This window comes from Aeromonas sp. ASNIH7 (assembly GCF_002903485.1).
GTDB lineage: Bacteria > Pseudomonadota > Gammaproteobacteria > Enterobacterales > Aeromonadaceae > Aeromonas > Aeromonas caviae.
Map to the genome: position 1 here is coordinate 1,121,299 of NZ_CP026226.1, position 17,136 is coordinate 1,138,434.

15 protein-coding genes are annotated in these 17,136 nt (G+C 61.1%); 8 read left to right on the plus strand and 7 right to left on the minus strand.

Annotation, left to right across the window (positions count from 1 at the left end; translation table 11 throughout):
• Window positions 1–134: 134 nt before the first annotated feature.
• Genes lptD through C2U47_RS05120 form a run of 6 tightly spaced genes read left to right on the plus strand, consistent with a single transcriptional unit; the run spans window position 135 to window position 6,960 of the window.
• Window positions 135–2,594 carry an LPS assembly protein LptD gene (lptD, locus tag C2U47_RS05095; protein WP_103261490.1) on the plus strand — a complete coding sequence of 820 codons (2,460 nt, stop codon included), beginning with the start codon at window positions 135–137 and terminating at the stop codon, window positions 2,592–2,594.
• A gap of 30 nt (window positions 2,595–2,624) precedes the next feature.
• Window positions 2,625–3,917: a peptidylprolyl isomerase SurA gene (gene surA, locus C2U47_RS05100; protein ID WP_010673209.1), complete on the plus strand. Its 1,293-nt coding sequence runs from the start codon at window positions 2,625–2,627 to the stop codon at window positions 3,915–3,917.
• A gap of 50 nt (window positions 3,918–3,967) precedes the next feature.
• The gene (gene pdxA, locus C2U47_RS05105; RefSeq protein ID WP_103261940.1) at window positions 3,968–4,963 is read left to right on the plus strand and encodes a 4-hydroxythreonine-4-phosphate dehydrogenase PdxA; all 996 of its coding nucleotides are present in this window, start codon (window positions 3,968–3,970) and stop codon (window positions 4,961–4,963) included.
• On the plus strand, window positions 4,953–5,765 hold the full coding sequence (gene rsmA, locus C2U47_RS05110; RefSeq protein ID WP_010673207.1) for a 16S rRNA (adenine(1518)-N(6)/adenine(1519)-N(6))-dimethyltransferase RsmA: 813 nt from the start codon (window positions 4,953–4,955) through the stop codon (window positions 5,763–5,765). The genes pdxA and rsmA overlap by 11 nt, the downstream gene beginning before the upstream one ends.
• A 4-nt stretch (window positions 5,766–5,769) precedes the next feature.
• Window positions 5,770–6,132 (plus strand): Co2+/Mg2+ efflux protein ApaG, encoded by a 363-nt coding sequence (gene apaG, locus C2U47_RS05115; protein ID WP_010673206.1) that lies wholly within the window; start codon window positions 5,770–5,772, stop codon window positions 6,130–6,132.
• A gap of 6 nt (window positions 6,133–6,138) precedes the next feature.
• Window positions 6,139–6,960 carry a symmetrical bis(5'-nucleosyl)-tetraphosphatase gene (locus C2U47_RS05120; RefSeq protein WP_103261491.1) on the plus strand — a complete coding sequence of 274 codons (822 nt, stop codon included), beginning with the start codon at window positions 6,139–6,141 and terminating at the stop codon, window positions 6,958–6,960.
• A gap of 126 nt (window positions 6,961–7,086) precedes the next feature.
• Here the strand turns inward: C2U47_RS05120 and C2U47_RS05125 are convergent, their stop codons facing one another.
• Entirely contained in the window at window positions 7,087–7,572 is a 486-nt protein-coding gene (locus C2U47_RS05125; RefSeq protein ID WP_045523772.1) for a 2TM domain-containing protein, read from the minus strand.
• Window positions 7,573–7,755: 183 nt separating this feature from the next.
• A complete protein-coding gene (locus C2U47_RS05130) occupies window positions 7,756–8,745 on the minus strand; it encodes a luciferase-like monooxygenase (protein WP_103244305.1) in 990 nt (329 codons plus the stop codon).
• A 216-nt stretch (window positions 8,746–8,961) separates the two neighbouring features.
• Between C2U47_RS05130 and C2U47_RS05135 the strand changes: the two genes are divergently transcribed.
• A complete protein-coding gene (locus C2U47_RS05135) occupies window positions 8,962–11,847 on the plus strand; it encodes an HD domain-containing phosphohydrolase (RefSeq protein ID WP_103261492.1) in 2,886 nt (961 codons plus the stop codon).
• 70 nt (window positions 11,848–11,917) lie between these two features.
• On the opposite strand, the gene C2U47_RS05140 is transcribed toward C2U47_RS05135, so the two are convergent.
• The 4 genes from C2U47_RS05140 to rplU form a co-directional block, all read right to left on the minus strand.
• The gene (locus C2U47_RS05140) at window positions 11,918–13,288 is read right to left on the minus strand and encodes a YjiH family protein (RefSeq protein WP_010673201.1); all 1,371 of its coding nucleotides are present in this window, start codon (window positions 13,286–13,288) and stop codon (window positions 11,918–11,920) included.
• 366 nt (window positions 13,289–13,654) lie between these two features.
• Window positions 13,655–14,857, minus strand: coding sequence for an Obg family GTPase CgtA (cgtA, locus tag C2U47_RS05145; protein WP_010673200.1), 1,203 nt, complete (start codon window positions 14,855–14,857; stop codon window positions 13,655–13,657).
• 189 nt (window positions 14,858–15,046) lie between these two features.
• On the minus strand, window positions 15,047–15,304 hold the full coding sequence (rpmA, locus tag C2U47_RS05150; protein WP_010673199.1) for a 50S ribosomal protein L27: 258 nt from the start codon (window positions 15,302–15,304) through the stop codon (window positions 15,047–15,049).
• Between the two features lie 17 nt (window positions 15,305–15,321).
• Complete coding sequence (gene rplU, locus C2U47_RS05155) at window positions 15,322–15,633, minus strand: 50S ribosomal protein L21 (RefSeq protein WP_005304210.1); 312 nt, start codon at window positions 15,631–15,633, stop codon at window positions 15,322–15,324.
• A 242-nt stretch (window positions 15,634–15,875) separates the two neighbouring features.
• On the opposite strand from rplU, the gene ispB reads away from it, so the two are divergent.
• The gene (gene ispB, locus C2U47_RS05160; protein ID WP_010673198.1) at window positions 15,876–16,847 is read left to right on the plus strand and encodes an octaprenyl diphosphate synthase; all 972 of its coding nucleotides are present in this window, start codon (window positions 15,876–15,878) and stop codon (window positions 16,845–16,847) included.
• Window positions 16,848–16,935: 88 nt separating this feature from the next.
• Here ispB and C2U47_RS05165 read toward each other — a convergent pair whose 3' ends face one another.
• Window positions 16,936–17,124: a DUF2065 domain-containing protein gene (locus tag C2U47_RS05165; protein WP_103261493.1), complete on the minus strand. Its 189-nt coding sequence runs from the start codon at window positions 17,122–17,124 to the stop codon at window positions 16,936–16,938.
• Between the last annotated feature and the right edge of the window lie 12 nt (window positions 17,125–17,136).

A 17,136-nucleotide genomic window follows, 5' to 3' on the forward strand; every position in this document is an offset into this window, starting at 1 on the left:
CCCTGGCCGCAATAATGCTTTATCATTGCCGGCTAACATAAAGCAATGACATGCAATGTCAACTCGATGGATCCTGACATAAAATGCATGCCCTGAATCCACCGTTTTTACTACGGATTGCGCGAGCCTTTCACATGACAAAATGGACACTGGGATACTCCTGTCCCATCGCCCTGACCATCAGCCTTGTTCCTGCCCTGAGCCCGCTCATGGCCCAGGCAGCGCCACTCAATGCGCCACCCGCTACCGGGATCCTCGACAGCCTCTGCTATGACTATGTTCCCAAGATAGAGAAGCCCAGTGCGGACCAGGACGCCAATGCCCAGCCCGTCGAGGTGGATGCCGATCGCCTGGAGGCCAAGCAGGGCGGTACCGCCGTCTACGAGGGTGACGTCAAGGTGCGCCAGGGCGTGCGCAAGTTCGACTCCGACTATGCCCAGCTCGACCAGAAGAGCCGGGATGTCATCGCCATCGGCAACATCTATTACAACGATGGCCAGATCACGGTCACCAGCGACAAGACCCTGAAATCCAACCTGGACACCAAGAACTCCGAGCTGGAAGAGGGCAAGTATCAGGTCCATGGCTCACCGGTGCGCGGCTTCGCCGAAAAGCTGACCATGACCAACAACAACCAGAACATCACTCTGGAAGGGGCCCAGTACACCACCTGCCCACCGGGCCAGGAGGCCTGGACCCTGAAGGCCGGCAGCATCGACATCGATCAGTCCGAGGTATTCGGGGAGGCCTGGAACGCCAGCCTCTGGCTCTATGACTATCCGGTCTTCTACTTCCCCTATATCAACTTCCCCATCAAGGATGAGCGCAAGACCGGTCTGCTCTACCCGGGCTATACCCAAAGCTCCAAGAACGGCATGGACATCACCCAGCCGTTCTACTGGAACATCGCCCCCAACTACGATGCCACCATCACCTCCCGCTTCATGGACAGACGGGGCCTGATGGAACAGGTCGAGTTCCGCTACATGCCGGACCCGGCCCACGTGGGGAGTCTCTACTTCGAGAACCTGGCGGACGACAAGCAGTACGACGAGACGGCCAACCTCAATCAGCATCTCTCTGACGGTCACCGTTACCTGCTGAGCGCCCGCCACACCTCCATGTTCATGGACAACGCCATGCGGGTGTCGGTGGACTACACCAAGGTACGGGACCAGGACTACAACTACTTCAACGACTTCACCCCCAAGGTGGGGACCCAGGTCGACAACCAGTTGCAGCAATCCCTGAAGGCAGGTTACTACCAGCAGAACTGGAACCTCGATGCCGAGGTACGGACCTACCAGATCCTGCTGGCCAGCGCCCAGCAGCCCCACGAGCTGATGCCGCGCATCAACCACAACTACTACCAGCAGGGCAGCTGGTACGATCTGGCCTGGAATACCGAGCTGACCAACTTCGGCTACAACAACGATCAGGCCATCGAGCAGAACAAGGGTGAAGCCTACACCGGCACCCGGGTCTACACGGCCCCCACCCTGACCATCCCCCTCGTTGACGAAGCGGGCTACTTCCTCGACAGCCAATACAAGCTGATGTACACCCGTTACGACCAGACGGTACCGGACAACATGAGCCAGGCATTCCGTGACAAATTTGATCCAACGTCAAAAGGCATCAATACCAGAACCGGGAAACAAGAAAATGTCACTCTGGAAGAGGGGGCCATCACCCGGGTACTGCCCTCGTTCCGTCTCAAGGGCGGCATGACCTTCGAGCGGGATCAGCAGTGGTTTGGTGAGGGAGCCAACCAGACCCTGGAGCCTGAATTCCAGTACCTCTATGTGCCCTACAAGGATCAGGACAACATCGGTGTCTATGACTCCACCACCATGCGCCAGGACTACTACAGCCTCTTCAGCGATCGCCGCTTCGCCGGTCTGGACCGCATCAGCGACTCCAACCGGCTCTCCTTGGGGGTCACCACCCGCATTTATGATCCGGCCGGGGATGAACGAATCCGGTTGGCCGTTGCCCAAGCCTTCGACTTCGTGGCGCCCAGGGTCAAGCTTTACAGCAGCGATGAGCTGAGCACCAATACCCGCTCCCCGCTGTCGTTCGAGGGTGACGCCAAGATCAACGAGCAGTGGTATGCCCATGCGGGGGCACAATATGATATGGAACAGCGCCAGATAAGCTCTGCCAACAGCGCCCTGGAGTACCGTCACGAGAAGTTGATCAGCCAGTTGAACCATCGCTTCGTGCGGGATGCCAACATTGTGCCTAACACCAATAACGAGGTTACCGATCTCAACCAGATCGGCCTGCTGCTGACCACCCCGCTGGACGATCGCTGGCACCTCTACGGGGGTTACTACAAAGAGCTCAATCAGAGCGTGAAGTCTGATCGTAAAGTGGGCCTGAAATACGACTCCTGCTGCTGGAGCATCAACTTCAACCTGGAATGGGTCAACACGCCAGATAACGTGAACAATACATCCACTGCCGAGCGCAGTTTCGGCATTCAATTTGAAATGAAAGGATTGGGTAGCGTGGGTACCGGCTCCAAGGGCACTTCCCTGGACACCGAAGCACTGCCTTACATTCGTCCGTTTAACCTGCGAGACCAGTAACCGGTCTGGCAAACGCCTTGAGAGATGGATATGAAGAAGACGTTGATTTCCCTGCTGACCGCAGGCCTGTTCGGAGTCATGAGCCAGGGAGCCCTCGCCGCCCCCGAGCTGATGGACAAGGTGCTGGCCGTGGTCAACAAGGATGTGGTGCTGGCCAGTCAGCAGGAGGCCCTGGTGCAAAAGGTCAAGGCCTCTGCCCAGGAGAGCGGCCAGTCCCTGCCCGATGACGTCACCCTGCGCAAGCAGGCACTGGATCGCCTGATCCAGGAGAGCCTGCAACTGCAACTGGCGGAGCGCCAGGGGCTCAAGATCAGTGACACCCAGCTGGAACAGGCCATTCAGAGCATCGCCGCCGACAACAAGATGAACCTGGAGCAACTGCGCGCCCAACTGGAGCGGGAAGGCCTGACCTACGCCCAGTACCGTGAGGAGGTGCGCCGCGAGATCCTGATGAACGAGGTGCGCCGCAGCCAGGTCCGCCGTCGCATCAACATCTCCGATCAGGAGGTCAAACAGGTGGTCGAGGCCCTGAGCAAACAGGGCCAGCAGCAGACGTCATATCATATCGGCCATATCCAGGTCGCGCTGCCGGACAACCCGAATGCCGAGCAGCTCAACGCTGCCAAGGCCAAGATCGAGCGCATTCTGGCGTCCCTGAAAGAGGGTGCCGACTTCCGCAAGCTGGCCATTGCCGAGAGTAACGGTCCCAAGGCGCTGGAAGGGGGTGACTGGGGCTGGTTGAGCCCGCAGGAGATGCCCACCCTGATGGCGGAAGCCGTGCAAGGGGCAGGCAAGGGTGACATCGTCGGCCCGCTGCGCTCCGGCGCCGGTCTGCACATCATCAAGATCTTCGACACCAAGGGTCAGCAACAGGTCATGCAGACCGAGGTGAAGGCGCGCCACATCCTGATCAAGCCCTCCATCATCCTGAGCGAGGAGAAGGCCAAGGGCACCCTGGACGGCATCCTGCACGACATCAAGAGCGGCAAGGCCAGCTTTGCCAGCATGGCAGAGAAATACTCCGAGGATCCGGGCTCTGCGGTGCAGGGTGGTGAGCTGGGCTGGTCTGATCCCAACGTCTATGTGCCGGAATTCCGCGACATGCTGGGGCGCCTGCAACCGGGCCAGATCAGCGAACCCTTCCGCACCAGCCACGGCTGGCACATCGTGCAGCTCGAGGATCGCCGCAGCCAGGACGCCACCGGCAAGGCCCAGGAGCAACGCGCCTACCAGCTCATCTTCAACCGCCGCTTCGCCGAAGAGTCCCAGGCCTGGCTGGATGAGCTGCGCGACGAAGCCTACATCCAGATCGAACCCAATTGATGGGCGACAAGCAGATGAACAAGGCGCATCCAGGGCACGCCGAGGCACAACTGAGCTGCCACCGGCTTGCCATCACCCCGGGTGAACCAGCCGGAATCGGTCCGGATCTGGTGCTGCAGATTGCCCAGCGGGCCTGGCCCCATCAGCTGGTGGTGATCGCCGATCCCGCCCTGTTGCGCGAACGGGCCGCCCTGCTGGGGCTGTCCGTCGAGCTTGAACCCTATGACGAAAGCGCCCCCACCCGTCCGCAGCGGGCGGGGACTCTCACCGTCTGCCCCGTGCCGCTCGGCGCCCCCGTGGTGCCAGGCAAGCTGGATGAGGGCAACGGCGCCTATGTGCTGGCTACCTTGCAGCGCGCCTGCGACGGCAACCTGAGCGGCGAATTTGCCGCCGTGGTGACCGGGCCGGTGCACAAGGGGATCATCAACCAGGCGGGCGTCTCGTTCAGCGGTCACACCGAGTTCTTCGCCCAGCAGTCCGACACCGCCGATGTGGTGATGCTGCTGGCCACCGAAGGGCTGAGAGTGGCCCTCGCGACCACCCATATTCCCCTTGCCTATGTTGCCAAGGCCATCACCGAGGATCGCCTTGGCAAGGTGATCCGCATCCTGGATGCGGATCTCAAGCGCAAGTTCGGCATCGAACAGCCTCGGATCTATGTCTGCGGCCTCAATCCCCATGCCGGGGAAGGGGGTCATCTGGGCCGTGAAGAGATCGATGTCATCGAACCCGCCCTGGCCGCCCTGCGCCAGGAAGGGATCGATCTGGTCGGCCCGCTGCCGGCCGATACCCTGTTCCAGGACAAATACCTCAAGGATGCGGATGCGGTACTCGCCATGTACCACGATCAGGGGCTGCCCGTGCTCAAGTACAAGGGCTTTGGCAACTCGGTCAACATCACCCTCGGACTTCCCTTCATCCGTACCTCGGTGGACCACGGCACCGCGCTGGATCTGGCAGGCAAGAACCTGGCAGACCCCGGCAGCCTCACCACCGCGATCAACCACGCCATCCAGATGGTAGAGACAAAAAGATATGAGCAGTAAGGTGCACATGGGCCACACGGCCCGTAAGCGTTTCGGTCAGAACTTCTTGCACGACCGGTATGTGATCGACCAGATAGTGGCCGCCATCAACCCGCAACCGGGTCAGAATCTGGTGGAGATAGGCCCGGGTCTGGCCGCGCTCACCGAGCCGGTCGCCGCCCAGATGGACAAGATGACCGTGGTCGAGCTGGACCGGGATCTTGCCGCACGTCTGCGCGAACACCCGACCCTCAAGGAGAAGCTGACCGTCATCGAAGCCGATGCCATGCGCTTTGACTTCAGTACCCTGATGGGGGAAGGCAAGGGGCCGCTGCGCATCTTCGGCAACCTGCCCTACAACATCTCCACCCCCCTCATCTTCCACCTGTGCGAATTTGCCGACCGGGTGGAGGACATGCACTTCATGCTGCAAAAGGAAGTGGTGCTGCGTCTGGCCGCCGGCCCGGGCAGCAAGGCCTATGGCCGTCTGAGCGTGATGACCCAGTACTACTGTCAGGTCGTACCGGTGCTGGAAGTGGGCCCGGGCGCCTTCAAGCCGGCGCCGAAGGTGGATTCCGCCGTGGTGCGTCTGATCCCGCACAAGAACCCGACTATCGTCGCGAAAGACATTCGTTGCCTGAACCGGGTCTGCACCGAAGGCTTCGGCCAGCGTCGCAAGACTATTCGCAACAGCTTCTCCAACTTCATCACCGACGCCCAGCTGACCGAGCTTGGCATCGATGGCAACCTGCGCCCGGAGAATCTCTCCCTCGAGCAGTTCGTCACGATCGCCAACTGGCTGGCCGACCAGCAACAGGCCTGATCCCATGACCCAAGCCCGGATAGTGGTCCGCCCCCACCCCAGCTATGTGGCGGGAACCGCAGATCCCTACCATTTTCTCTATCGCATCGAGATTGAGAACCTGGGTCCGGGCACGGTGCAACTGCTGCATCGACGCTGGCTCATTACGGATGCCAATGGCAAGATGCTGGAAGTGGAAGGTCCCGGCGTGGTCGGTGAACAACCCCTGATCGCCCCCGGCGAGACCTTTTCCTACCAGAGTGGCGTTCCCCTCGCCACACCGCTTGGCGTGATGGAAGGCAGCTACATCCTGCAGGATGAATCGGGGCAACAATTCGAAGCCCCCATCGCCCCCTTCACGCTGGCCGTCCCCAACATAATCAACTGAGGTTTCATGGCGAACTGTTTCGTCGGTGATATCCAGGGCTGCTACGACGATTTGCGCCGTCTGCTGGATCTTGCCGAGTTCGACTTCGATAACGACACGCTCTGGCTGTGCGGCGATCTCGTCGCCCGGGGGCCGGACTCCCTCAACACCCTGCGTTTCGTCAAATCATTGGGGCAGCAGGCCGTCACCGTGCTCGGCAACCACGACCTGCACCTGCTGGCGGTGGCCCACGGGGTCGCCCCGCTCAAGAAGAAAGACAAGCTGCAGGCGCTGATGGAGGCGCCGGATCGGGACGAGCTGCTGGAGTGGCTGCGTCACCGTCCCCTGCTGGCAGAACACCCCGACCTGCCCATCATGATGGTGCATGCGGGCCTCTCCCCCGCCTGGGACGCCCACACCGCCCGCAGTTGCGCCCGGGAGGTGGAGAGCCTGCTGCGCGGGGATCAGTACAGCTGGCTGCTGCACAACATGTATGGCGATCAGCCCGACAGCTGGAACGACAACCTGCTGGGCATAGAGCGTTACCGCTACATCATCAACAGCTTCACCCGGATGCGCTTTTGCTACTTCGACGGGCGCCTCGACTTCAAATGCAAGAAGGGCCCCACCGAATCGACCCCGGGCCTGCGCCCCTGGTTCGAGCAGCGCGAGCACCATGTGGATGACCCCATCCTGGTCTTCGGCCACTGGGCGGCCCTGATGGGCAACACCGGCAAATCCGATATCAAGGGACTCGACACCGGGTGCGTCTGGGGCAACAGCCTCACCCTGTGGCGCTACGAGGACGACACCCTGATCGCCACCCCCTGCCCGGCCTATGCCAAGTAGAGCGGCTCTTTGCGGAACAAGGGAATGATCCGCCGTTGAGAGGACAGCAATGCCCTCTCCTGCGAAATGGAGCTGAAAACAGAACGGGCCCGGCAATGCCGGGCCCGTTTTTTCATGATGAGCGGATCAGAGCCTGCGCCCCAGCCGTTTCTCGACCTGGCGCCGCTCCCATTCCGGGCCAAACAGCTTGAAGGGCTGGAACAGGTTGATGGCGTGAGAAGCCAATCCCAACCCCCAGCCCAGCATGGGCCACCAGGCCCAGATATAATCCGGGTTGCTCAGGTAGTTGATGATGAACAGCCCCCCTATCACCAGCACATAGCTCATGAGGTGGCCGTAGAAGCCCCTGAGCCCCTCCACGAACTTCATCGCCTCCCGCTCATCCCGCGCCACCTGCACGCGTCCCCGATCTTCGCCCTCATTCCCTTTCATCTCGCTCTCCTGCAGTTGGGTCACATCGAGCTCGAAGACGGCGGCCAGGGCCTTGAGGGATTCCAGTCCAGGTTGCTGGCCCTGCTCTATTCGCTGAATGGTGCGAACGCTCAGGCCAGTGAGGGTCGCCAGCTGTTCCTGGGACCATCCCCGTTGCAATCTCAACTTCCTGACGATCATCTTGCGCTCCTTGTGGTGATTGACAGGGCCAGCATAGGGGAAGGGGATGAGAGGCGACACGACAGATGGCCGACACTCACCTGACTTCCTTTAAAAATCATAAAGTTACTACCACGCAATCGTGGCTTTTGCGCCCCGAGCAGCCAGGCTTGGCGTGCCGCTGGCGGCCAGGCGTCGCGGGGGTTACAACCCCTGCATCAGCTCGGCACCAATCTCGAAGGAGCGCAGGCGCGCCTGATGATCGACGATGGGGCCGTTGAACATCAGCTCGTCCGCTCCGGTCTCTGCCAGCAGAGCCTTGAGGCCGTGGCGTACCCGATCCGGCTCCCCCACCAGGGAGCGAGCCAGGGTCTGCTCCATCGCCATCAATTCGCGGGGAGACCACTCATCCCCCAGCGTCTGCACCGGCAGTGGCAGCTTGCCGGCATCCCCCCGGTAGAGACGCAGGAACTGCTGCTGTAGGGTGGTGAACAGGAAGCGGGCCTCACGGTCGGTGTCGGCGGCGATCAGATTCACGCACACCACCGCATGGGGTTTGGGCCAGCGGGCAGAGGGGCGGTATTGGGTACGGTAGATCTCCAGCGCCTGCAGCAACATGGCGGGAGCGAAGTGGGAAGCAAAGCCGAACGGCAACCCCATGGCCGCAGCCAGTTGGGCACTGTAGAGGCTGGAGCCCAGCAGCCAGATGGGCACATGGAGTCCCTGACCCGGCACCGCCTGCACGGCACCGACCTCGTCGCCAAAATAACTCATCAGTTCGCGTACATCCGCCGGGAAATCATCCACCTCGCCGCTGCGCTGGCGGCGCAGCGCGTGCATGGTGCGCTGATCGCTGCCAGGGGCGCGGCCCAGGCCGAGATCGATGCGATCCGGATAGAGGGAACTCAGCGTACCGAACTGCTCCGCAATGACCAGGGGGGAGTGGTTCGGCAACATGATGCCGCCAGCCCCGAGCCGCAACGTCGTGGTGCCCCCGGCCAGGTGGCCAATCAGCACCGCTGTGGCGGCGCTGGCAATGCCCGGCATGTTGTGGTGCTCCGCCAGCCAGTAGCGGTGGTAACCCCAGCGCTCCGCATGGCGAGCCAGATCCAGCGAGTGGCGAAACGACTCGGACGGCAGGCCACCTTCGGGAACGGGCACCAGATCCAGCACGGAATAGGGGACGACAGACATGGGACACTCCATTGGTTCACAGGGCGTTTATCAGGGGAGCAATGTAGCACGAGATATCTGAACGAATCATCTCACCACAGGGCAAGGGCGCAGCGCGAAGGCTGGCTGTTGATTTGGGGCCGAAGAGCGCAAGATCGAGTCCTAGGCTTTTTGTCATCCAGCAAGCACACTGTTAGGTGACCAATACGGCGATCGCCAGGGGACAAGGATCCGTCCATGACAAACGCAAGTCTCAGTCGCAGACCCTTTTACGTACACATTGCCACCCTTTTCATCCTGCTCTTCTCCTTGCTGGGGGGCGCCCTCATCGTGCTGCAGTTCCAGCAGGGCATGCAGCAGGGGCTGGAGCACGAACGTCAGAGCTTCCAGCAATACCGGGAGCAGCTTGCCCTCGCCATCAAGCTGAACCAGCGACCGGCCCGCATGTCCCTGAATCTGCTGCGCAGCGGCCAGCTGTCCGCCATGACAGACCTCGAGACGCGGCTAGCCTTCCTGCCCCAGCTGGCGGAAGTGCTGGCCAACAGTACCAGTTACGGTGCCATCTATGCCGGTTACGAGGACGGCGATTTCTTTCTGGTACGCAAGCTGACCGAACGGGCGAGAGGGGTGCTGGAGGCGCCTCCGCCCGAGAGCCGCCTGCTGGTCCAGAGCCTGCATCAGGGACAGGGAAAGTTCCTCTATTTCGACCAGCGGCTGCGGCTGCTGGAGCGGCGCCCCATGCCGGACTACCGTTTCGATCCTCGAGATCGGGGCTGGTACAAGGAGGCGCGCTGGAGCACGGGCATCATAGTGACCCACCCCTACCTCTTCTTCACTACCCGGGAGCCAGGCATGACACTGGCGGTGGAGAGCGACGATCGCCGGGCGGTGATCGGGCTCGATGCGGGCGTGGAGGGGCTCTCTTCCCTCATCGGCGAGTTGCCCCTGCCCGGTCACAGCCAGCTGGTGCTGTTTGACGAGGTCGGGACCCTGCTGGCCACGGATCCCGAGCGCCTCCCAAGCTTCGAGCAACTGAGCCGCCTGCCCATGCTGTCGGCCCTCAATCACCCCATTCTCACCAGGCTGCAACAGGAGATGGCCGCGCGGCCTGCCCTGCTGCATCACCCCGCCGAGCTGACCCTGGCAACGGTTCAGGGTCAGGAGTGGCTGGTCAATCTCTCCTCCCTCGGGGAAGAGTCCCCGTTTTATCTCGCCCTCCTGGTGCCCACCGAGGTGCTCACCGCCCCGGCGCGCCAGGATGCGCTGCACAATCTCGCCTGGGCCCTTGCCGGTCTGCTGCTCCTGCTGCCCGTCATCTGGCTGGCTGCCCGGCGCACTGCCGCCCCCTTGCTGGTATTGACCGGGGAGGCTGAGCGGATCCAGCACTTCGACTTTGGCGAAAGCCCGGGGCCGGATTCGGCAATCCGCGAAATTGACGACCTCGCCCGCGCCATGTCCAGCATGCGCCTGACCCTCGGCAATTTCATGAACATGGGCCGGGCACTGGCGGCAGAGCATCGCTTCGATTCATTGCTCAGCCGCATCCTGCACGAGACGGTGGCGGCTGCCCAGGCCGAGGGCGGCTGCCTCTTCCTGGCCCAGGAGAGCGAGATGCAGGCCGTTCACGCCATCTGGCAGGGGCAGCCGCTGGCGTGCGAACAGGTACAGTGGCAGGCGGCGCTGCTCGGTGGCCTCTACCACACGGAGCGCCTCTGCCTGCCCCTCGACGAGGCACAGTGGGCCCGCTTCCTCACCGACTGGGGCCCCTTCCCTGGTGCCTGCCAACTGCTGGTCGAGCCCCTTCACAACCACCGTCAGGAGCTGATCGGCTGCCTGCTGCTGATCCTGCCAGACTGCTCGGCCCGCGAACTGGCCTCGCGCATCAGCCTCATCGAGGCGCTGGCGGGCACTTCCTCCTCCGCCATCGAAAACCAGCGCCTGCTGGAGGAGCAGAAGCAACTGCTGGAAGCCTTCATCGAGCTCATCGCCGGTGCCATCGATGCCAAGAGCCCCTACACCGGCGGCCACTGCCAGCGGGTGCCGGAACTGGCCAGGATGCTGACCCAGGCTGCCTGCTCACAGCAGACGGGGCCCTTTGCCGATTTCCGGCTCAACGAAGAGGAGTGGGAGGCCATCCATATTGCGAGCTGGCTGCACGACTGCGGCAAGGTCACCACCCCGGAGTTCGTGGTGGACAAGGCGACCAAGCTCGAGACCATCTACGACAGGATCCACGAGATCCGCACCCGCTTCGAGGTGCTCAAGCGGGATGCCCACATCGAGGCACTCTGCGCCCTGCTGCCCCCATCCGGGCAGCAGGCCGCCCTCGAGGCCCTGCTCCCCCTCTGGCACACCCTGGATCAGGAGTTTGCCTTCGTGGCCGAGTGCAATCTGGGGGGCGAGTGGATGGCGCCGGAGAAGCTAGCCAGGCTGGATGCCATTGCCAGCCGCACCTGGTTGCGCACTCTGGACGATCGGCTCGGTATCAGTCAGGAGGAACGCAAGCGCCACCAGGAGGCCCCCTCTCCCCTCCCCTGCCGAGAGTCGCTGCTCGCCGACAAGGCGGTCCATCTCATCCCTCGCCCCGAGCACGACAATCTCGCCCGACACAACCCATGGGGCTTCAAGGTGCGGGTGCCCACCCACCTCTACAACCGGGGGGAACGCTACAACCTCGCCATCGGCCGTGGCACCCTCACCGAAGAGGAGCGCTACAAGATCAACGATCACATCATCCAGACCATACGCATGCTGGAGAAGCTCCCCTTCCCCCGCCATTTGCGCAAGGTGCCGGAGATTGCGGGGGGCCATCACGAGCGGATGGACGGCACGGGCTATCCGCGCCAGTTGCAAGGGGGGCAGATGAGCATTCCCGCCCGCATCATGGCCATTGCAGACATCTTCGAGGCGCTGACGGCGAGCGATCGCCCCTACAAGTCTGGCAAAACGGTCTCCCAGTCCCTGGCCATCATGGTGAAGATGGTGCAGGAACAGCACATAGACCCGGCCCTGTTTGCCCTCTTCATCGAGAGCGGCATCTGGCGGGACTACGCCAGACGCTTCCTCGCCCCCGAGCAGCTGGACGAGGTCGAATGCCAGGCCCTGCTGGCAGGATCACACTGACCTTCCGCCGACACTCGCCCATAAAAAAACGGTCAACCCGGGTTGACCGTTTTTCGTTCCACTTCGTCCCTTAGAACAGCAGGTGCGCCACACCGGCAATCACCGGCAGGGTGACCAGGGTGCGCAGCAGGAAGATGACGAACAGCTCCCACAACTTGACCGGGATCTTGCTGCCCAGCAACAGAGCGCCCACTTCCGACATGTAGATGAGCTGGGTGACCGACATGGCGGCGATCACGAAGCGGGTGATGTCGCTCTCGATAGTGGAGGCCAGCACCGCCGGGATGAACATGTCGGCGAAGCCCACCATGATGGTCTTGGAAGCGGCTTCCGCCTCCGGCAGTTGCAGCAGCTCGAGCAAAGGCACGAAGGGCGCCCCCAGCCAGTTGAACACCGGGGTGTGCTCCGCCAGCATCAGGGCACAGGTCCCGACGGCCATCACCACCGGCAGCACGCCAAATACCATGTCCAGGGCGTTTTTCACCCCTTCACGCGCCACGGCGCCGAGATCCGTCATGCTGTCGGCCTTGGTCAGGGCACGATGGTAGCCGTAGCTCAGCACGCTGTGCTGATGGGGGATGGCCTCCTGCTTGCGGCACAGGGGAGTACCGTCGCTGTAGACATCCTTCTTCCAGGAGAGCGGCGGCAGGCGCGGCACCACGATGGCGGCCACCACACCGGCCAGGCAGACGGTCAGGTAGAAGGGGACGAACATATGCTCCAGCTTCACCTGGGAGATCACCACCAGACAGAAGGTGATGGAGACGGCGGAGAAGGTGGTACCGATGACGGCCGCTTCCCGCTGGGTGTAGAACTTGCCTTCATACTGCTTGCTGGTCAGCAGGATCCCGACGCTGCCATCACCGAGCCAGGAGGCGAAGCAGTCCACCGCAGAACGACCCGGCAGACGGAACACCGGACGCATGATGCGGGTCATCATGGTACCGACAAACTCCAGCAGACCAAAATCCAGCAGCAAGGGCAGCAGCAGGCCCGCAAAGATGAAGACGGAGAACAGTACCGGCAGCAGATCGTGCAGCACCAGGCCGCCGGTCGCCCCTGAGCGCAGCACCTCGGGACCGGCTTCAAAGAAGGTCAACAGCACGAAGACCCCGCCCAGCACCCGCACGCACGCCCAGAAGGGGGAGACGTTGAACAGGCTGTTGAGGAAGGGGCGTTTTACCAGGATCGCCGGTTTGAACAGCCAGGCGATCAGGGTCATCAGCATGGTGGTGGTGATGATGGCGCTGACCATGGCCACCAGATGATCGGCAAACACCGTTTGAACCAGCTTCGCCAACACGGCGACGGGAATGGTGACATTGCCGTCATAGATGACCGGGGTCATGAACAGCAGGATCCCGATCAGTGACGGGATCAAAAACATCAGCACGTTGCGGCGAGTACGGATTGCCGGTGCTTCCAGGGTCTTTTCCAACATATAAACAGCCTTAAATGTGACTTTTCCTTCAGCCGGGCCGCCTGCATACTCATGCCCTCGCCCGGAAAACGGGCGCAAGAATAACCCAAAAAACTGCACAAACAAGCCGTTAATTGATCATTTCAAGCATAAATATTTTATCAGGCGAACCATCCATAAGAACAAACCAAAACAGTCATGCATATCGATTCAATTTGAATGGTTAGCATAATGTTTCATACAGGTTACATTCAGGTGCGCAGTATAATCCGCAGCCACTGTCAGGCAATAAGAGACATGAAAAATATATCTATAGGGTGACCCCGTCGATCCTCCCATAAAAAAACCGGAGCCTGTCTGGCTCCGGTCTTGTCACGAACATGATGCTCAATCGCGAACGTAAATGACTTCGACGCCGTCGTCGTCCTCATCGTCCCAGTCGTCATCGTCCAGGCCATCATCGAAGGCCTTGGACGCCGCCAGGGCATCGGCTTCCGCCTTGGCCAGCTGGTTCTTGTGATAGTCATCCCACTTGAACTCCACCTTCTCGATGGCGTCTCTGGCATCTTCCGCCAGCTGACGGGGCATGGTGTCCAGCAGATCCAGGATGTCGTAGCACACCTTCTTGGTGCCTTCCTTGCTGATGGCGGTGATGGCGTAGACCGGACCTTCGTGGTTGAGGGCTGCCTTGACTCTGTCCATCACTTCCTGAGCCTCTTCTTCCAGGATCAGGTCCATCTTGTTGAACACCAGCCAGCGCGGCTTGCCCGCAAGCTCGGGGCTGTATTTTTCCAGCTCCCGGACGATGGTCACGGCGTTCTCGGCAGGATCGGAGCCATCCACCGGGCAGATGTCCACCAGGTGGATCAGGACGCGGCAACGCTCCAGGTGCTTGAGGAAGCGGATACCCAGGCCTGCTCCCTCGGCAGCCCCTTCGATGAGGCCGGGAATGTCGGCAATGACGAAGGAGCGGGAGTTTTCACCGCGTACCACACCCAGGTTCGGTACCAGGGTGGTGAAGGGGTAGTCTGCCACTTTCGGACGGGCCGCAGAAACGGCGCGAATGAAGGTGGACTTGCCTGCGTTGGGCAGACCCAGCATGCCGACATCCGCCAGCAGCAGCAGCTCCAGCCTCAGGGTACGCACTTCACCCGGGGTGCCGTTGCTCTTCTGGCGCGGCGCCCGGTTGACCGAGCTCTTGAAGCGGGTGTTGCCAAGGCCGTGGAAGCCGCCCTTGGCAACCAGCAGCTTCTGATCGTGACTGGTCAAATCCCCCAGCAGTTCGCCGGTGTCTTCATCGGTGGCACGGGTTCCCACCGGCACGCGCAGGATCTTGTCCTTGCCGCGACGACCGGTACAGTTGGCACTCTGGCCGTTCTCGCCACGCTCGGCGGCGTGGAAGCGCTCGAAACGGTAGTCGATCAGGGTGTTCAGGTTTTCATCGGCCACCAGATACACGTCGCCACCATCACCGCCGTCACCGCCGTCCGGGCCGCCGTTCGGGATGTACTTCTCGCGGCGGAAGCTCACACAACCGTTACCACCGTCACCGGCATCGACTCGAATCTGGACTTCATCAACAAACTTCATAGGTAACCGTCACCTTAATTCGAAAAACCGATACGCAATTATAGTGATACGGGCCCCTTCGGGCGAGGCGCATCTGGCCGATGAGGGCTGTCAGCGCCGGCTCATCCGCGTGCCGTTTTTTCGTCAAACTCATCAGAAAAACAAAAGCCCCGCCAGGTTGGCGGGGCTTCGGATCCTTGCGGTCCGTAATTACTCAGCAACGATGCTGACGTACTTACGATTCTGCGGACCTTTAACTTCGAACTGCACTTTACCGTTCGCGGTAGCGAACAGAGTGTGGTCCTTGCCCAGACCAACGTTCTCACCAGCGTGGAACTTGGTGCCGCGCTGACGAACGATGATGCTGCCAGCCAGAACTGTTTCGCCGCCGAAACGCTTCACGCCCAGGCGTTTAGCTTCAGAATCGCGACCGTTGCGGGATGAACCGCCAGCTTTTTTGTGTGCCATCTATCGGACTCCTCTAATTAAGCGCTGATGCCAGTGATTTTGACTTCAGTGAACCACTGACGGTGGCCCGCTTGCTTACGGTGGTGCTTACGACGACGGAACTTGACGATAGTCACTTTCTCGCCACGGCCGTGAGCCACAACTTCAGCTACAACCTTGCCACCTTCAACGAAAGGAGCACCTACTTTGAAAGTGTCGCCTGCAGCAACCATCAGCACTTCGTTGAAGTCGATGGTAGCGCCAGTCTCAACGTTCAGCTTTTCCAGACGAACGATTTGACCTTCGGCCACACGGTGTTGTTTTCCGCCGCTTTGGAATACCGCGTACATTTGATTAACTCCGTAAAGGCGTGTCTTTTGCTCAAGGCCAGACACGCGCAAAAACCTATAACAATGGGCGGGCATTCTACGCAGAACGATTTGCCGAGGCAAGGCCAATTTAGCAAAAAGTTTATTTTGTGCGCATATCTGCCGCCGTGAATAAACGCCTAACTGTAACCCATTGTGAAATCGTGTAGAATCCCCGCCATTGCTAAAAACGCAGTAAATGCTGCCGTCACGTTACGAGACTTATGGACCAACAGACTATCCGTGCGCTCTGTGCCGCCGACATGACGGCGGTCAATGAACTGATCCTGGCGAGACTCCAGTCCGATGTCAGCCTGATCAACCAGCTGGGTTTCTATATTGTCAGTGCAGGCGGAAAACGGATGCGCCCCATGCTGACCGTGATGGCCGCACGCGCACTGGGCTATGAGGGTGAAGATCACCTGAAACTGGCAGCCATCATCGAATTCATTCACACCTCCACCCTGCTGCACGACGACGTGGTCGACGAATCCGACCTGCGCCGCGGCCGGGAAACCGCCAACGCCCTGTTTGGCAACGCCGCCAGCGTTCTGGTGGGTGACTACCTCTACAGCCGCTCCTTCCAGATGATGAGCGAACTCTCCAACCTGAAGGTGATGGAGATCCTCTCCGATGCCACCAATACCATCGCCGAAGGAGAAGTGCTGCAGCTGATGAACTGCAACGATCCGGATACCACGGAAGAGAGCTACATGACGGTCATCTACTGCAAGACCGCCAAGCTGTTTGAAGCCGCGACCCGACTCGCCGCCGTGCTGACCCATCAGCCCGAGCCCGTCGAGCAGGCCATGACCGACTACGGCAAGTACCTGGGTACCGCGTTCCAGATCATCGACGACGTGATGGACTACTGCTCCCAGAGCGAGGAGATGGGCAAGAACGTGGGTGACGATCTGGCCGAAGGCAAGCCGACCCTGCCGCTGTTGCGCGCCATGGAAGTGGGTACCCCGGAAGAGCGTCAACTGGTGCGCGATGCCATCGAGCACCGCAACGGTATGGATCACCTGGAGCGTATTCTGGGCATCCTGGATCGCACCGGAGCTCTCGAATACTCCCGCCAGCGAGCTCGGGAAGAGGCTGACAAGGCCATCGCCGCCCTCGCCATCCTGCCGGACTCCCGGCACAAGCAAGCGCTGGAGACCCTGGCCCACATGGCGGTGCAGCGCAGCGCCTGATGCCAGCCGGCGGACAATAAAAAAGAGGCCCTCTGGCCTCTTTTTTATTGTCCGAATTCCCCGTGCCACTGTCGTATCAACACAGGCTCTAACGGGCCAACGCCCACAAGATGACACCACCTGCCACCACCAGACAGCCGCCGATGCGGCGCAGCTGTTCCGGCGGCAACTCCCCGAGCAGGCGCAGCATCTGCTGCCATGCCCTGGGAGCGAGCAAGGGCCCCAATCCTTCGAACAGCAACAGCAAGCCCAGTCCCATCAAGATGGATGTCAGCATCACCTCTCCTTT